Genomic DNA, 15153 nt, shown 5'->3' with positions numbered 1-15153 from the left:
GAAATGCGGCGCCATCTACCGCAACCTCGGGTTCAGCGCGTCGCGGAGCCAATCACCGAGCAGGTTCACACTCAGCGCCAGCGTCAGCAGCGTCACGGCGGGGAAGAGCAGGATCCACCATTCACCGGAAAAGAGGAACCCCTGGCCGATGCGGATCAGCGTGCCGAGGGAGGGCTGCGTGGGGGGCGCTCCGACGCCGAGGAAAGACAAAGTTGCCTCGGCAATGATCGCCAGCGCCAACGAGATGGTCGCGATGACCAGCACGGGCGAGAGCACGTTGGGCAGGATGTGCCGCAGCATGATGGCGGGGCTGGTGCGACCGATCAGGCGCGCGGCCTGGACGTATTCCTTGTTCTTCTCGACCAAAGTTGCCCCGCGCACCACACGGGCGAACTGGACCCAATCGGAGAGGCCGATGGCGATGATTAGCACCCAGATCGCCATTTGATCGCGGTATTCCACCGGCGTAATCCCCTTGGCCACGCCAAAGATCAGCATCGCCACTAGGATCGCCGGAAACGTCAGTTGTACATCGGCGGTGCGCATGATGATGGTTTCTGTCCAGCCGCCCACATAGCCCGCAATCAGGCCCAAAGTGATGCCCAGCACCATCGCGAACAACACCGCTGCCGCGCCGACGAAGAGGGAAATCCGCATGCCGTAAAGGATGGTGGAAAAGACATCGCGCCCCTGATCGTCAGTGCCCAGCCAGAAAATGTCTCCGGTGAACTGGTTGGGTTCCATCGGTTTTGAAAAACCGTTCATCAGGTTCAGCGACCCCGGGTCGAAAGGATTGTAAGGCGCAATGAGCGGCGCAAAGATCGCGGCCAAGACCATGATCACCACCACCACAAAGCTGACTACGGCCACAGGCGAACGTTTGAAGGTGTAGATAAAGTCGCTGTCCAGCGCGAGCTTGAGGCGCGAGGGGTCCTTGACGGCGATGGGGGTATCGGGGCTTTGCGGCATGTCGGTCATCAGTGGGCCGCCGTTCTGTCCGCGCGCAGGCGCGGATCGATGGAGAAATAAAGCAGGTCCACGATCAGGTTGATGCCGACAAACATGACCGAAATCAGCATCAGGTAAGCGGCCATGACGGGGATATCCACGAACTGAATCGCATTGATGAACAAAAGCCCCACGCCGGGCCATTGGAACACCGTTTCAGTGATGATCGCAAACGCGATGATAGAGCCAAGCTGCAGGCCCGTCACCGTGATCACCGGTACCAGCGTGTTCTTGAGCGCATGGCGAAAATTCACCGCGCGCTCGCGCAGACCACGGGCCCGGGCAAAGCGGATATAGTCCTGCCTGAGGACCTCCAGCATCTCGGAACGTACCAGCCGCATGATCAGCGTCATCTGATATAGCCCCAGCGTAATGGACGGCAATATCAATGCCTTAAGCCCGGATTCCGTCAGGAACCCGGTGGTCCAGCCACCAATTCGGACGGTATCCCCCCTTCCGAAACTGGGCAGCCAGCCCAGTTCAACCGAGAACAGGTAAATGAGCAGAATCCCAATGAGGAAAGTCGGGAGCGAGACGCCAATGAGCGAGAGTGACATGATCGCGTTGGCGGTGAACCCGTTTCGCCGGATCGCGGTGAACACACCCAGTGCGATGCCGATACTGATGGCCAGAAAACCGGACACGGCGGCCAGTTCCAGCGTTGCAGGCGCACGCTCCATCAAGATGTCGGACACAGGTCGCCCCTGGCGATAACTCACGCCAAAGTTGCCTTGTATCGCGCCCCCAAGGAACTTGACGTACTGGACGGGGAATGGCTGATCGAGACCCAGTTGCGTGCGCAGCCGTTCGATATCAGCCTGCGTGCGTTCCTGCCCCAGCATGTTGTCGATGGGATCGCCCACAAACCGAAACATCGAAAACGCGACCAGCCCCACGATGAGCAGAACAAGCGCAGATTGCGCGACGCGGCGTATGACGTAGGCGAGCATGGGCGCAGTGGATAGCGTCACGCGGTTGGGGTCAAGGCCAAGGTGAAGCCTGAGGCCTGCAGAGGGCCAAAAAACTGACCTGTTGCGCGCACGGAATATGCAACGCGCGGACGGTTTTTCCGCAGGGATACGGGTTTGTGCAGGATTGGATTATTAACGCCCTGCAGACGTTGGATTTTTCGGATCGGTATCGCGTCGGTATAACGTCGGTATTTCTTCGGTGCCGGATCGGGAAAAATCACCGTTCGCTGCGCTGTGCACGAACTGGTGCTATGCGGACAAAACCGACCTTAGATGCAAACTACAGTAGGAACTGCGGACCTCTTGTCGTTCCTGATTTTGAATGTGGGTTGGATCGCATCAAAAGGTCATATCGATTGTGTTGCCACGGCCTATTGACGGGCACGAGGTGTTACCAGAATTGACATTATCCAAGATTTCGTCTCTGACGAAGCCGATGTCGCGCAGTTGGTTTGAATTGAGATTGCGCAGCGGCTCGCCTAGTTTCTGGCGTTCGGCGCTCTTTTTGCGATTGGCTTGGAAAGCTCGCCACAGCTTGCCTACTTTGAAAAAGTAGCCGTCTGTGGGTGACGTTGACATCGGATAGTCGGTCATTTGTCTTCCTCCTCCGTTCTTCTCGGAGAAAGCATGGCCCAACCTTGCTGCCAGCAGCTAGTTCTGGGCATTCCATTCGTCAGTACACTTTCTGTACTGGAACGAAATACCTTCTAGGATGTAACCTGACGGACAGGGAGGACCGTTACTATGCCCGCCAAGTCCTATGGCTTGATTTGCCCGATTTCAAAAGCCTGCGAAATTCTGACACCACGTTGGACAATCCCGATTTTGACCGAGATGGGTTATAACGGCTACACTAAGTTCAGCGATCTAAAGAGGGTGCTTGGCAATATCTCTCCGGCTATTTTGTCCAAGCGCCTATCCGAGATGGAGGCGGTGGGCCTTATCGAGCGGATCGAAGACAAAGCAAGAGGAACCGTTGACTATTTGCCTACGGAAAAGGCCAAAGCTCTTATCCCGATATTGGATGCTTTGGCTGAATGGACGCAGAAACATATCGACGCAGAACTGGCTGTAGGCTGTTATGACTTGTCCCAACTTATGTGGTATCTGCGACAGATGATCGTCGTCGAAGAGCTTCCTCGTCGGCGGTTGGTCGTGCGTATTAATTTCACCGACGAAGAGGGGCCGTTCCCTGTCTATTGGCTGGTCTACGAACCCCAGAACGGCGTTGTGGAGGCATGTGTCGACGTGCCTTCCTTTGAAGTGGATTTGTACATTGAAACGACAAAGCTATCCTTTGGGGCCGTTTTCTATGGACGAACGTGTATTTCGCGGGAAGTAGCCGAAGGACGTATGTTTCTGTCCGGAGACAAAGTGCTGGAGCGGACCATTGAGCGTTGGATGCCGCAAGCGGCCTTGGCATCTGTCGAAGGCACTTTACAAATGACAGCGGCCGAGTAGCCTCAATTAACAGGTATCAACCTGATTTCGATCGGCTGCATAGGGCTCAAACCGGCCATCCGCCAAAGCGGGACTTGATTAAGCACCGGACACGGCACGGCCGCGGAAACTAAGGAAAAGGGCCAGCGTGGCTCGCGCTGGCCTGTTGAATTTACGTGCTTTTTTGCAGCCTCAGTTCACCGTCACCCATCGCAGGATAAAGAAGTTGTCCGGGCGTTGGGTCAGCGTCACGTTTGCCTGTGCGCCCCAGACCAGCGGCTGAACATACATTGGCACATAGGCCACCTCGTCCTGCAGGATCTGCGTGACCTCGTCCAGCATCGCCTGACGCTTGGCATCGTCGATCTCGGACTGGATCATCGGCAAGAGTTCATCGACGCGGGCGTTCGAATAGCCGCCGAAGTTCCAGCTGCCCAGCTTCTTTTCTTCGTTGGGCGTGGAGGCAAGAAAGCGGATCGGGTGTTCGGCGTCGAATGTACCGGGGGACCAGCCCAGCAGGTACATGTCAAAGTTGTCCGCGCGCAATTCCGGCCAGTAGTTCTGGACCGGCATCGCGTCCAGCGTTGCCTTGATGCCGACCTGTGCGAGCATGCCAGTGATCGCCTGACAGACCGCTTCGTCGTTGAGATACCGGTCGTTCGGGCACTTGAGGCCAAAGGAGAAGCCGCCGGGGTATCCCGCTTCGGCCAGCAGGGCCTTGGACTTTTCGATGTCGAAGGCGGGGCGGGCGGCGAGCGCGTCGGAATAGCCGCGCATGGCGGGGCTGACAAGCTGGCTGACCTCTGCTGCGTTGCCGCGCATGATGGTTTGCAGGATCGCCGGCACGTTGATCGCATGGGCCACGGCCTGGCGCACCTTGACGTCGGCAAAGGGGTTCTTGTCAGTGGTTTCGGCAGAGTATTTCAGCGCGTCGGCCTCATGTGGGAAACCCATCATGATCACCCGTGCCTCGATGCCCTGGATGACTTGCACGTCCGGACTTTGTTTAAGTCTTTCAGTGTCCTGGATCGGCACTGGATTGATAAAGTCCACGTCACCCGACAGCAGTGCCGCCACGGCTGTGGCCGGGTTCTGGATGGGGGTCAGCTCAGCCCGGGTGATGTTGTGTTCGGCGGTGTCCCACCACCCCTCAAACGGTTCCAGCACGGTGCGCAGACCGGGTTCGCGGGCGGTGACCCTGAAGGCGCCGGTGCCGTTGGTGTTCAGCGTGGCGTAATTGCCGTTTTCCTTGTCGGGCCGGGTGGTGCCGTTGGCATCGGCCCAGCCGCTGTCCATGATCATCCAGTTGGCAATGCTGTCGGGAAAGATCGGGTTCGGCGCGGTGGTCATGATATCGACGGTAAAGTCATCGATCACCTTGACCTCGCTGACCGGGGCAAACCAGCTGCGCGTGTCTGAGCCTTCGTCCGAGGCGCGTTGATAGGAAAAGAGCACGTCTTGGGCGGTGAAGTCACTGTTATCATGAAACTTTACACCTTGCCGCAAGGTGAACCGCCAGCCTGCGCCGTCGCCGATGGGTTCCCATGATGTGGCAAGGGCGGGTTCGATAGCCATATCCTTGCCGCGGCGCACGAGGCCTTCGTAGACGTTGTTGAGAAAGCCCAGAACGGGGGCGGAGTTGACCGCGTGGGGGTCCATTGTCTGGGGGTCGGTCGTCTCGGCCCATTTGAAATCGGCCGCAGCAGCGGGCAGGGCAAGCGACAGCACGAGTGCGGTGGTCAGTCGTAACATGGGCAGGGTCCTTGGGCGTTGTTTCGATATGCCGCAAGGCTAGCGCGTTGGATAAGATGTGCAATCGGAAGTTCGATGTTGCGCGAGATGGGGACGCAACGGGCGCTGGGGCGCCGGGGCTTGCGCACCGAATCGGGGGGTTAACGCCTGTTTTGAAGGAAGTTCCGGCGTCGGTATGATGTCGGTATCTCATCGGTTTTGCGTCGGTGCGGGGTCGGCAAAAGGGTCGGATTATGAGGGCGTGCGGTGAGGTTAGCAGATGGCAAGGGATCGTGGGGGCGTACCGCGACAGGGCAACGGTGACGCTGCCATTTTGTTCAAACGCCCTGATCGTGTAGTTTCTTGTGTGACGAAAAGAGGGAGAACCTGGATGCAGATTGTTTGGTCTCTGTCAGCGGTCCTGCTTGGATTAATTTTCTGTGTATCGCCTGCTCAGGCGAATCCCGAATTGCTTGGGGCCGCACGAGAGGGCGATCTGGCGGGTATGTCGCAGGCTCTGGAGGCCCATTCTGGCGGGGCGGAGACGCTTGGCCGTCCCTTGTTTTTTGCCGCACAGCGCGGACACGCTGACGTGGTTGAGTTGTTGCTGGAGGCGGGTGCGGATGCCAACACCAGTTTCACGTTCGGCACCCCCCTTCATGCTGCTGCGCGCGCGAATGATGTCGCGGTGGTCACAGTTTTGCTTGCCCATGGTGCGGACCCGAACCTGAAGGACGGAGATTTCGCTGAGGCACCGCTGCACCACGCCGCAGACAGGGGGGCCATCGCTGCCGCGCGGGTCTTGATCGAGCATGGGGCAGACGTGAATTTTCGCAACAGCAAGGACCGCCCACCGATACACAATGCCGCTGCCGCTGGCAGGCAGGAATTTGTCGACTTTCTTCGGGCCAATGGGGCGGGCCCCCGGACGCCAGAGCCGATCACGGACACCGAGTTTGAAAATGCCGACATCGAGGCGGGGCGTCGTGTCATGTTTGGGTGCAATACCTGCCACGAAATTGCAGCAGACAAGCCCGCAACCGGTACCCATGTCGGCCCATCGTTGATTGGGGTCTTTGGGGCGCCAAGTGCAAACAGGGACGACTTTCAGTATTCTGCGGCACTGGAGAGACTGGGCGTGGTCTGGACGGTGGAGACGTTGAATTCATTTCTGGCGGACCCGACAGGGGTGGCCCCGGGGACGGAAATGTTGTGGGCGCCCGATATGTCACGACAAGAACGGATCGGTGTGATCGCTCTTTTGCGCAGCGCTGAAAAGTAGGGTTGCGTCGCAATCATCCCTCAACAACAACCGCCGTAACGAGAAAGACCCGGACAGATGCCCGGGTCTTTTTCATGAGGTCGCCAATACGCTTATTCTGCGGCGATGGCATCGCTTTTTGCGAGATCGCGCAGGACGTAGTGCAGCACGCCGCCGTGTTCGATGTATTCGATTTCAATCGCGGTATCGATGCGGCACTTGAGGGTGATCTCTTTGACCGATCCGTCCGCCATCGTGATCGAGCAGGGCACCTCCTGCAGCGGTTTGATGGTGTCGAGGCCGGAGATGCTGACGCTTTCCTCACCGGTCAGACCAAGCGTCTTGCGCGTGTCGCCGTTGGTGAATTCGAACGGAATGACGCCCATGCCAACGAGGTTCGAGCGGTGGATACGTTCGAAGTTTTCGGCAATGACCGCTTTGACGCCCAGCAGCGCCGTGCCCTTGGCCGCCCAGTCGCGGCTGGAGCCTGCGCCGTATTGCTCACCACCAAAGATCACCAGGGGGGTGTCATTGGCCTGATGAGCCATGGCGGCTTCGAAGATCGAGGTCTGAGCACCGTCCGGCCCAAGGGTATAGCCGCCTTCGACCCCATCGAGCATCTCGTTCTTGATGCGGATGTTGGCGAAGGTGCCGCGCATCATGACCTCGTGGTTGCCACGGCGCGACCCGTAAGAGTTGAACTCGCGCGGGGCGACCTGACGTTCGGTCAGATACTTGCCCGCCGGGCTGCTTTCCTTGAAAGATCCTGCGGGGCTGATGTGGTCGGTCGTGATCATGTCACCCAGAAGTGCCAGTACCTTGGCCCCGTCGATGTTGCTGATGGTGCCCGGTTCGGCGCCCATGTTCTGGAAATAGGGCGGGTTCTGGATGTAGGTGGACGTGGGCGGCCAGTCGTATGTCTTGCTGTCGGGAGTTTCCACCGACTGCCACTTCTCGTCCCCCTTGAAGACGTCGGCGTATTTTTCCTGAAACGCTTCGCGCGTGACGGTCTGTTCGACCAATTCCGCGATTTCCTGAGTGGAAGGCCAGATGTCCTTGAGATAGACATCGTTGCCGTCCTGGTCCTGACCCAGCGGCGCGCCTGCCAAATCGTGGTTCATGTCACCCACCAGCGCATAGGCCACCACCAGTGGCGGGGAGGCTAGGTAGTTGGCGCGGACATCGGGGCTGATCCGCCCTTCGAAGTTGCGGTTGCCTGACAGGACAGACGTGCCGATCAGGTCATAATCGTGGATCGCCTTGCTGATCGCAGGCTCCAGCGGGCCGGAATTGCCGATGCAGGTCGTGCAGCCATAGCCCACGAGGTTGAACCCTATGGCGTCCAGATCCTCTTGCAGGCCTGCGGCCTCCAGATAGTGCGAGACCACCTGTGAGCCGGGTGCCAGCGAGGTTTTCACCCAGGGCTTGCGGGTCAGACCCTTTTCGCGTGCTTTGCGCGCCACAAGGCCCGCGCCGATCATCACGTAGGGGTTCGAGGTGTTGGTGCACGACGTGATCGACGCGATCACGATGGAACCGTCATGAAGCTGATAATCGCCATCCTCGCCCGCGACATAGCCGCGGTTGTGGTGCCCCTCGTCGCCCGGGATATCCTGTGGCTCGGGCTGGCCGCCTTCGCCTTCCCAACGTACCTCGGCCTTGGACGAGGCGTCCTTGCCCTCGCGGATGCCTTTGACGTATTTGCCGAATTCCGTATGCGCCGTAGTGAGCGAGATGTAGTCCTGTGGCCGTTTGGGGCCCGAGATCGCCGGCACAATTGTGCCCATGTCGAGGCTCAGCGTGTCGGTGTAGATGGGCGCATAGTCATCACCGCGCCACAGGCCGTTTTCTTTGGCGTAAGCTTCGACCAGCGCGATGCGGTCCTTGTCGCGGCCCGTGGTGGTGAGATAGCGCAGGGTTTCCGCGTCGATCGGGAAGAAGCCGCAGGTGGCGCCGTATTCGGGCGCCATATTGGCAATTGTCGCCCGATCCGCCAGCGGTAGCGTGTCCAGACCGGCCCCATAGAATTCCACAAATTTGCCAACCACGCCTTTTTCGCGCAGCATTTCGACGACTTTCAGCACGAGGTCCGTGCCGGTGGTGCCTTCCATCATCTTGCCGGTCAGCTCAAAGCCGATGACTTCGGGGATCAGCATTGAAATGGGCTGGCCCAGCATTGCGGCTTCGGCCTCGATCCCGCCGACGCCCCAGCCGAGAACGGCGACGCCATTGACCATGGTTGTGTGGCTGTCGGTGCCGACCAGCGTATCGGGGTAGGCGACATCGTCACCATGCTGGTCCTGATCGGTCCAGACCGTCTGGGCCAGATATTCCAGGTTCACCTGGTGGCAGATGCCGGTGCCGGGTGGCACCACGCGGAAGTTGTTGAACGCGGACTGTCCCCACTTGAGGAATGTGTAGCGTTCGATGTTGCGCTCGTATTCGCGGTCCACGTTCATCTGGAAGGCGCGGGGATTGCCGAATTCGTCGATCATGACAGAGTGGTCGATCACGAGGTCAACCGGGTTGAGCGGATTGATCTTTTCGGCGTCACCGCCCAATGCCACGATGCCGTCACGCATGGCGGCCAGATCAACCACGGCAGGGACGCCGGTGAAGTCCTGCATCAGCACGCGGGCCGGGCGATACGCGATCTCGCGGGGGTTCTTGCCGCCCTTGGCACCCCATTCTGCAAAGGCTTTGATGTCGTCCACGGTCACGGTCTTGCCATCCTCGAACCGCAGCATGTTTTCCAGCACCACTTTCAAGGCAGCCGGCAGGTTCGAAAAGTCACCCAACCCGGCCTCTTGGGCAGCGGGGATTGAATAATAGGCAATCGATGTGCCGTTCACTTCGATGGATTTGCGGGTTTTGGCGGTATCCTGACCGACGGTGATCGTCATGGTGGCTCTCCCTTATGGCGGTTATGGCTTTTGCCGTGACACATGCCAGTTTGCACGGGTCACTGCAATGAGATAGGCGGCGTCTAGCAAATTTGTATACCGTAGTATACCGAAAAAATGCATCGAATGACATGCCTTTCAAGAAACCTTGATTGGCTATTACACAGTCAAGCAGATAGACCCGACAGAACGCACGACAAGATTGATGGGAATTTCATGAAACGCCTGATCGCAGCCATTCTTGCCGCCGCTTTGGGCGTTGCTGCCCCTGCGGTGGCGCAGACCAATCCGGTTGTGGTTGAGCTTTTTACATCGCAGGGATGCTCAAGCTGCCCGCCAGCCGATGCATTGCTGCATGAGCTTGCCGACCGTGAGGATGTCATCGCGCTGGCGTTGCATGTGGATTATTGGGATTACATTGGCTGGAAGGATCCGTTTGGCAATCCGGCCCATGCCGACAGGCAGCGCGCCTATGCCCGCGCTGATCGTCGTCGCACGATCTATACGCCGGAAATGATCGTGAATGGCCAGACGGATATCGTCGGGGCCAAGCCGATGAAGCTGTCCGAAGCGATTGCAGAGCATGCGCGGATTGAACCCAAGGTGGCCATATCGCTTAGCCGGAGCGGAGATGAGCTTGCGATTGATGCCAAAGCCCTTTCGCGGATCAATGGGCCGATGGAGGTGCATTTGCTGCGCTACACGCCGGAGCAAACGACCGCCATCAAGCGGGGTGAGAACCGGGGCAAGACCCTGCGCTATGCCAACGTTGTCGAAGGCTGGACGGTATTGGGCGACTGGGACGGGCAAAATCCGTTGCGCATGACCGCCGAGATGAGCGGTGACAAGCCCTGCGTTGTGATCATTCAATTCGCGAATGGCGGGCCTATACTGGCGGCAGCGCGGGTCCGGTAGGGTCGCGCGGGGGGTACGCGGGCCCGGTTCAGGGCTGCTCTGCCCGCCAGCGGCGATGTACCCAGAACCATTGGCCGGGATGCGCGCGCACCTGTGCGGCAAGACTGTCATTGAGCGCCTGTGTCATCGTTTCGGGATCGCTGTGCGGGACGGGCGCCTCTAGCACACACTCAAAACTCAGCCCGTCCGGCTGGCGGATGCTGTAGAACGGGATCAGCAGACCGTCATAGCGTAAGGCCAGTTCGGCGGCTGAAACGGCGGTGCGGGCAGGGGTGCCCATGAAATCAAGGATCGGTGCGCCGATCACATGTTGGTCGAACAGCAGAACCAGCTGGCCGCCCTCTTTGAGGTGGCGCACAAAGCCCGCTGTACCGCGCCGCCCCTGCGGAAAAACCGGGCCACCGAAGGCCTGCATGGTCTTGACGTAATGGGCGTTGAAGTACGGGTTCTTCATGTCGCGATAAAGCCCGCCGATGTTGAAACCGCGCGCCACCAGCGCCGCGCGCGTGGCCTCATAGTTGCCGAAGTGACCGGTCACGAGGATGACGGGCTTGCCTGATGCCGCGGCCTCTTGCAGGGCGGCAAATCCGGGGCCTTGTGGCGTGTTCCCTGCCATGCGGGCCGGAAAATCCTTGGACGAATAGTTTTCGATAAAGGTGCGACCCGCGTTGTTGAGGCAGTGATCGGCGATGGCGTGGCGTTCAGGCGCAGACAAGTCCGGCCTGATGGTGGAAAGATTGACCCGAGCGCGTCTGCGATAGCCGGCAAGGGGGCCCAGCAGATGCTGCATCACCCACCCCACAAATGGCACGCGCCGCCTGTACGGCAGCGCAAGCGCAAGTCGGATGATGCCCACAATCACGGCGTTAGACAGGTAGTGACCTATGTTGCGGGGTGAAAGTGAAGGGGGGGAAGGGGCGTCTGACATGAGCCTTCAGGGAGTGTTTCGGTCAGTCAGTGACATAGCCCGCGCGCCAATCCGCAACAAGGCGATGGCGTCAAAGAGCGTTATTCATCTTCGTCCACGACCAGCAGGAGGTCGCCGCTTTCCTCCATCCCGCGAATGATAGCAACCACATCTGCCATGGCCGTTTCCACATCGGATGGCTTTACAGCACCTGCTTCTTCCATGTTTTCGCGCAGCTGGTCAGCCATTCGGCCCGACATGTTTTCCAGAATGAACTCAGCCGATGTGGCGTAGCCTGCCGTCTGCGCACCGGCAAGGGCGGTGATCAGTGTGTCCGGTTCGACCTCGCGGATGATGCGGGGGATATCGCGCGGGGCAATGCGCTGGGGGATGTTGCCGAAGGTAAAGATGGCCTTGCGCACCGCATCGGCAAAGCCCTGATCTGTTTCATCCAGCCCCGTCAGCACATCGTCTCGCGTCAGCGTGGTTGAGGAATTGAGGATCGCGCCCAGACGTTCAACCGGGCCGTCGGCAAAGGCGGTTGGCGGTTCGGCGTCCAGCTGCGCGGCCAGTGACAATCCGATGCGGTCCACCGCGTCAGGCGTGACGGCACTTGTCAGCGAGACAGCGTAGGTGATGCGCCGGGCCTGCGGGCCGGGAAGTTCGCTGAGCAGTTCAGCGGACAGTTTGACCGGCAGTTTCGACAGCATGACAGCGGCAATTTCGGTGCTTTCCGTCTGCAGAATGGGAACGAGCTTGGCGACGCCCATTTGCGCCAGCCGCGCCCAGGGGTCACCCGCCTGCCGGACACCGGCTTCTTTTCGTAACCGCGCGGCAGTCTGGCGGCTGATCCGTCCATCAAGCGCATTCAGCGCCCCGGCGATTGTGCCGGGCAGCGAGATGCCGACGCGATCAATCTCTTCCGAGAATTCCTGAATCACCGCGCTTAAGGTATCGCGGTCGACCAGTCGCATGGCGCCCATTTGCTGGGTCAGGCGCGCCTGCAATTCCTCTGGCAGATCCTCAAGCGGAATATCGGCCCCTTCGTTCAGCAGCAGGCGCACGACGATGGCGGCCTTGGCCCGGCGGCTGAGCGATGGCGGCGCGCCGCCGCCGGTCGTCGCGGGGAGCGGCGCGATTTGTCCGACAGGCACCATTTGCGTCATCTTTGCCGACCCCCGATTGCTTTGCATCAGGTTGTGGCAGGCAAAGATGAAAAAAGGTTGAAGTCAGTAGTTGTAGGTGTGTCCGGTTGCGATCGCCTTTTTGAGCGAGGCTTCGGCCCAGGTGCCGGCACCGCCATAGGCACGGATCGCGCGCAGTTCTGCCAACGCGTCGGCAACGCGCCCCTGCTCGACAAAGCCCTGCGCCATGTAAGACCGCGCAAGGATGTTGCCGGGGTTCACAGCAAGCGCTTGGCGATAATAATCCATCGCGATTTCACCATGGCCCAGCTTGCGGTTGGTAAAGCCCAGATAGGTCAGCGTGCGGTCATCCCCCTGCGGCATTACCGCAAGCACGTCTTGCGCATCCAGATAGCGGCCCGCATAGGCCAGTTCCCGAACGGTCTGGTAAAGCGTATCGGTATCCAGGCTGCTTTCGGCCTCGACACATTCCTTTGTCTTCTTGTCGTACACAAAGCCCTTTTCGCATTTGGGCTTGGTGGGTGCGGTTTCGTCACCGCCACCAGCGGCGTAGGCGGCACCGAGGGGCATCGCCAGCGTGGCGGCAAGGGCAAGGTATTTCATAAACTCTCTCCTGTATGCGCGATCCGGCGGGATCCCTTTGGCGTCTTGATAAGGTGTTCGTGTTTCAGGGGCACTTCAAAAATCCGCGACCTCTTCAAAGATACGGGCAAGGAAGGCAGATGGTTTCAAATTAGTTGGATATTGCCAAGCTTTCGCACAACAAACACCCCGCCACGCGGCGGGGTTCACGTGCCTCTGTCCGGTTTTCGCCGTCTCGGAAGGTGCCGATCAGGTGCTTACCGGCAGGCAGGCATGCGTGGCACTGTCATAAGTAGTGCCTTCGGCGCAGGACATCGCCTGCTTTTCCTTGCCGTGGCTGCAGCCCATCGCCAGTGAAACGGTTGGGGCCAGCATCAGCGCGGTCACAAATGCAATCTTCAGTTTCATGAAATTACTCCTTTGGTTGCAGCCGAAAGGATAGCGCAGGATGCGCCAGAATCAAAACCTTCTGTCCATGTGCGGCAAAATGGGCGGATTTTTTGTGTCAGATGCCAAATTTCCGGGCAATTTGGGTGCGGCCGTGGCGGTCAGTTGTCAGTCGCCAAAGACGCGCGCAAAGATCGTATCCACATGTTTGGTGTGATAGCCAAGGTCGAATTTTTCCTCGATCTCTTCCGCGCTCAACGCTGCAAGCACGTCCCGGTCTGCGAGAAGCTCGGTCTTGAAGTCTTTTCCCTCTTCCCAGACCTTCATGGCGTTGCGCTGCACCAGTTTGTAGCTGTCCTCGCGGCTGACGCCGGCCTGTGTCAGCGCCAGAAGCACCCGTTGGGACATGACCAGCCCCCGGAATTTATTCATGTTTGCCAGCATGTTGTCGGGGTAGATGACCAGTTTGTCGATCACCTGCGTCAGCCGCGACAGCGCAAAGTCCAGCGTGATGGTCGTATCCGGGCCGATGTTGCGCTCTACTGAGGAGTGCGAGATGTCGCGCTCGTGCCAGAGGGCGACGTTCTCCATTGCGGGCACGACGGCCATGCGCACCAGACGCGCAAGCCCGGTGAGGTTTTCCGTCAGCACCGGGTTGCGCTTGTGCGGCATCGCTGACGAGCCCTTTTGGCCCGCGGAAAAGAACTCTTCGGCCTCAAGGACTTCGGTTCGCTGCATGTGGCGAATTTCGGTGGCGATGTTTTCAATTGAAGATCCGATAACCCCAAGTGCGGCAAAGAACGCCGCATGGCGGTCGCGCGGGATCACCTGCGTGCTGATGGGTTCAGGGTAAAGGCCAAGTTTTTCGCACACGTGCTCTTCGACCTTGGGATCTATGTTGGCGAATGTGCCGACAGCACCCGAAATGGCCCCGGTCGCGATTTCGGCCTGTGCTGTCTTGAGGCGACGCAGGTTGCGATCCATTTCCGCGTAGAACCGCGCAAAGGTGAGACCCATCGTCGTAGGTTCGGCGTGGATGCCGTGGCTGCGCCCGATGCGCACCGTGTCCTTGTGTTCAAGCGCGCGGCGTTTGAGGGCCGCAAGGAGCCCCTCCATGTCGCCGATCAGTATGTCGCTGGCGCGTTTGAGCTGCACGTTAAAGCAGGTATCCAGCACATCAGATGAGGTCATGCCCTGATGGACAAAGCGGGCCTCATCACTGCCGACGTGTTCCGCTAGATGGGTGAGAAAGGCGATGACGTCGTGCTTGGTCACGGCCTCGATTTCATCGATGCGGGCCACATCGAATTCCACGTTCTTGGCCTTCCAGACGGCGTCGGCGTTCGCGCGGGGGATCACGCCCAGATCGGCCATTGCGTCACAGGCGTGGGCTTCGATCTCGTACCAGATGCGGAACTTTGTCTCTGGCGACCAGATCGCAACCATGTCGGGACGGGAATAGCGGGGGATCATGGCGGCACACCTTTTTGTGACTGTCTTTGTGGGTCACGGGGGCAATAGACTGACGGTGGATCAAGGACAAGACGGGAGGCCCGCAGATGCGGCATTTACTTTTGGCGCTGATGTTGCTTCTGCCCGTCGCCGCGGCCAGTGAGGAAGGCGCGTGGGTGCCGATGAACGATGATGAAATCCGTAACGCGCTGACAGAGCGGACGCTGCAATATGCGAATGCGCGGCAGTCCTTCTATGCGTCCGGTCGCACGCTTTATAATGCGGGGCGTGACAGTTGGGGCTATTGGCGTGTTCAGAACGATAGTTACTGCAGCCAGTGGCCGCCGTCAGACCTGTGGGCTTGTTTCAAGATGGACCGAAAGGGCACGATGTTGCGGTTTGTGGGTGCCGGAGATGACATTACCGAAGCCGTCTATCTGGACTGAAGCGG

Annotated in this window: 14 protein-coding genes; 4 read left to right on the top strand and 10 right to left on the bottom strand. The window is 59.3% G+C overall.

Annotation, left to right across the window (positions count from 1 at the left end; genetic code table 11):
* Positions 1 to 15 precede the first annotated feature (15 nt).
* The 3 genes from H9Q16_RS11370 to H9Q16_RS11360 all read right to left on the bottom strand — a co-directional run bounded on the left by H9Q16_RS11370 (position 16) and on the right by H9Q16_RS11360 (position 2573).
* Complete coding sequence (locus H9Q16_RS11370) at positions 16 to 978, bottom strand: ABC transporter permease (RefSeq protein WP_191075548.1); 963 nt, start codon at positions 976 to 978, stop codon at positions 16 to 18.
* Complete coding sequence (locus tag H9Q16_RS11365) at positions 978 to 1958, bottom strand: ABC transporter permease (RefSeq protein ID WP_191075547.1); 981 nt, start codon at positions 1956 to 1958, stop codon at positions 978 to 980. Before H9Q16_RS11365 ends, H9Q16_RS11370 begins: the two co-directional genes overlap by 1 nt.
* Positions 1959 to 2318: 360 nt before the next feature.
* A complete protein-coding gene (locus H9Q16_RS11360; protein ID WP_191075546.1) occupies positions 2319 to 2573 on the bottom strand; it encodes a hypothetical protein in 255 nt (84 codons plus the stop codon).
* Between the two features lie 150 nt (positions 2574 to 2723).
* Between H9Q16_RS11360 and H9Q16_RS11355 the strand changes: the two genes are divergently transcribed.
* Positions 2724 to 3440, top strand: coding sequence for a winged helix-turn-helix transcriptional regulator (locus H9Q16_RS11355; RefSeq protein WP_191075545.1), 717 nt, complete (start codon positions 2724 to 2726; stop codon positions 3438 to 3440).
* 171 nt (positions 3441 to 3611) lie between these two features.
* Here H9Q16_RS11355 and H9Q16_RS11350 read toward each other — a convergent pair whose 3' ends face one another.
* The gene (locus H9Q16_RS11350) at positions 3612 to 5171 is read right to left on the bottom strand and encodes an ABC transporter substrate-binding protein (RefSeq protein WP_191075544.1); all 1560 of its coding nucleotides are present in this window, start codon (positions 5169 to 5171) and stop codon (positions 3612 to 3614) included.
* Positions 5172 to 5541: 370 nt separating this feature from the next.
* Between H9Q16_RS11350 and H9Q16_RS11345 the strand changes: the two genes are divergently transcribed.
* Positions 5542 to 6432, top strand: coding sequence for an ankyrin repeat domain-containing protein (locus tag H9Q16_RS11345; protein WP_191075543.1), 891 nt, complete (start codon positions 5542 to 5544; stop codon positions 6430 to 6432).
* 92 nt (positions 6433 to 6524) lie between these two features.
* Here the strand turns inward: H9Q16_RS11345 and acnA are convergent, their stop codons facing one another.
* Complete coding sequence (gene acnA / locus H9Q16_RS11340; protein WP_191075542.1) at positions 6525 to 9314, bottom strand: aconitate hydratase AcnA; 2790 nt, start codon at positions 9312 to 9314, stop codon at positions 6525 to 6527.
* A 216-nt stretch (positions 9315 to 9530) separates the two neighbouring features.
* Between acnA and H9Q16_RS11335 the strand changes: the two genes are divergently transcribed.
* Entirely contained in the window at positions 9531 to 10229 is a 699-nt protein-coding gene (locus H9Q16_RS11335) for a DUF1223 domain-containing protein (protein ID WP_191075541.1), read from the top strand.
* Positions 10230 to 10257: 28 nt separating this feature from the next.
* Here the strand turns inward: H9Q16_RS11335 and H9Q16_RS11330 are convergent, their stop codons facing one another.
* From H9Q16_RS11330 to purB, 5 genes are all read right to left on the bottom strand, one after another.
* The gene (locus tag H9Q16_RS11330; protein ID WP_191075540.1) at positions 10258 to 11157 is read right to left on the bottom strand and encodes a lysophospholipid acyltransferase family protein; all 900 of its coding nucleotides are present in this window, start codon (positions 11155 to 11157) and stop codon (positions 10258 to 10260) included.
* Between the two features lie 80 nt (positions 11158 to 11237).
* Positions 11238 to 12329, bottom strand: a complete 1092-nt coding sequence (locus H9Q16_RS11325; RefSeq protein ID WP_246455712.1) for a flagellar motor switch protein FliG — start codon at positions 12327 to 12329, stop codon at positions 11238 to 11240.
* Between the two features lie 36 nt (positions 12330 to 12365).
* Positions 12366 to 12884, bottom strand: coding sequence for a hypothetical protein (locus H9Q16_RS11320; RefSeq protein ID WP_191075539.1), 519 nt, complete (start codon positions 12882 to 12884; stop codon positions 12366 to 12368).
* Positions 12885 to 13112: 228 nt separating this feature from the next.
* On the bottom strand, positions 13113 to 13271 hold the full coding sequence (locus H9Q16_RS11315) for a hypothetical protein (protein ID WP_191075538.1): 159 nt from the start codon (positions 13269 to 13271) through the stop codon (positions 13113 to 13115).
* 147 nt (positions 13272 to 13418) lie between these two features.
* Entirely contained in the window at positions 13419 to 14723 is a 1305-nt protein-coding gene (gene purB, locus H9Q16_RS11310) for an adenylosuccinate lyase (RefSeq protein ID WP_191075537.1), read from the bottom strand.
* 86 nt (positions 14724 to 14809) lie between these two features.
* Here purB and H9Q16_RS11305 point away from each other — a divergent pair, with 86 nt between their 5' ends.
* Positions 14810 to 15148: a hypothetical protein gene (locus H9Q16_RS11305; RefSeq protein WP_191075536.1), complete on the top strand. Its 339-nt coding sequence runs from the start codon at positions 14810 to 14812 to the stop codon at positions 15146 to 15148.
* The last annotated feature ends 5 nt before the right edge of the window (positions 15149 to 15153 follow it).

Origin of the sequence: Sulfitobacter aestuariivivens, assembly GCF_014763045.1 — a bacterium.
In the GTDB taxonomy this organism is placed as follows: Bacteria; Pseudomonadota; Alphaproteobacteria; order Rhodobacterales; family Rhodobacteraceae; genus Sulfitobacter; species Sulfitobacter aestuariivivens.
This window is presented reverse-complemented; position numbering and strand designations above follow the sequence as displayed.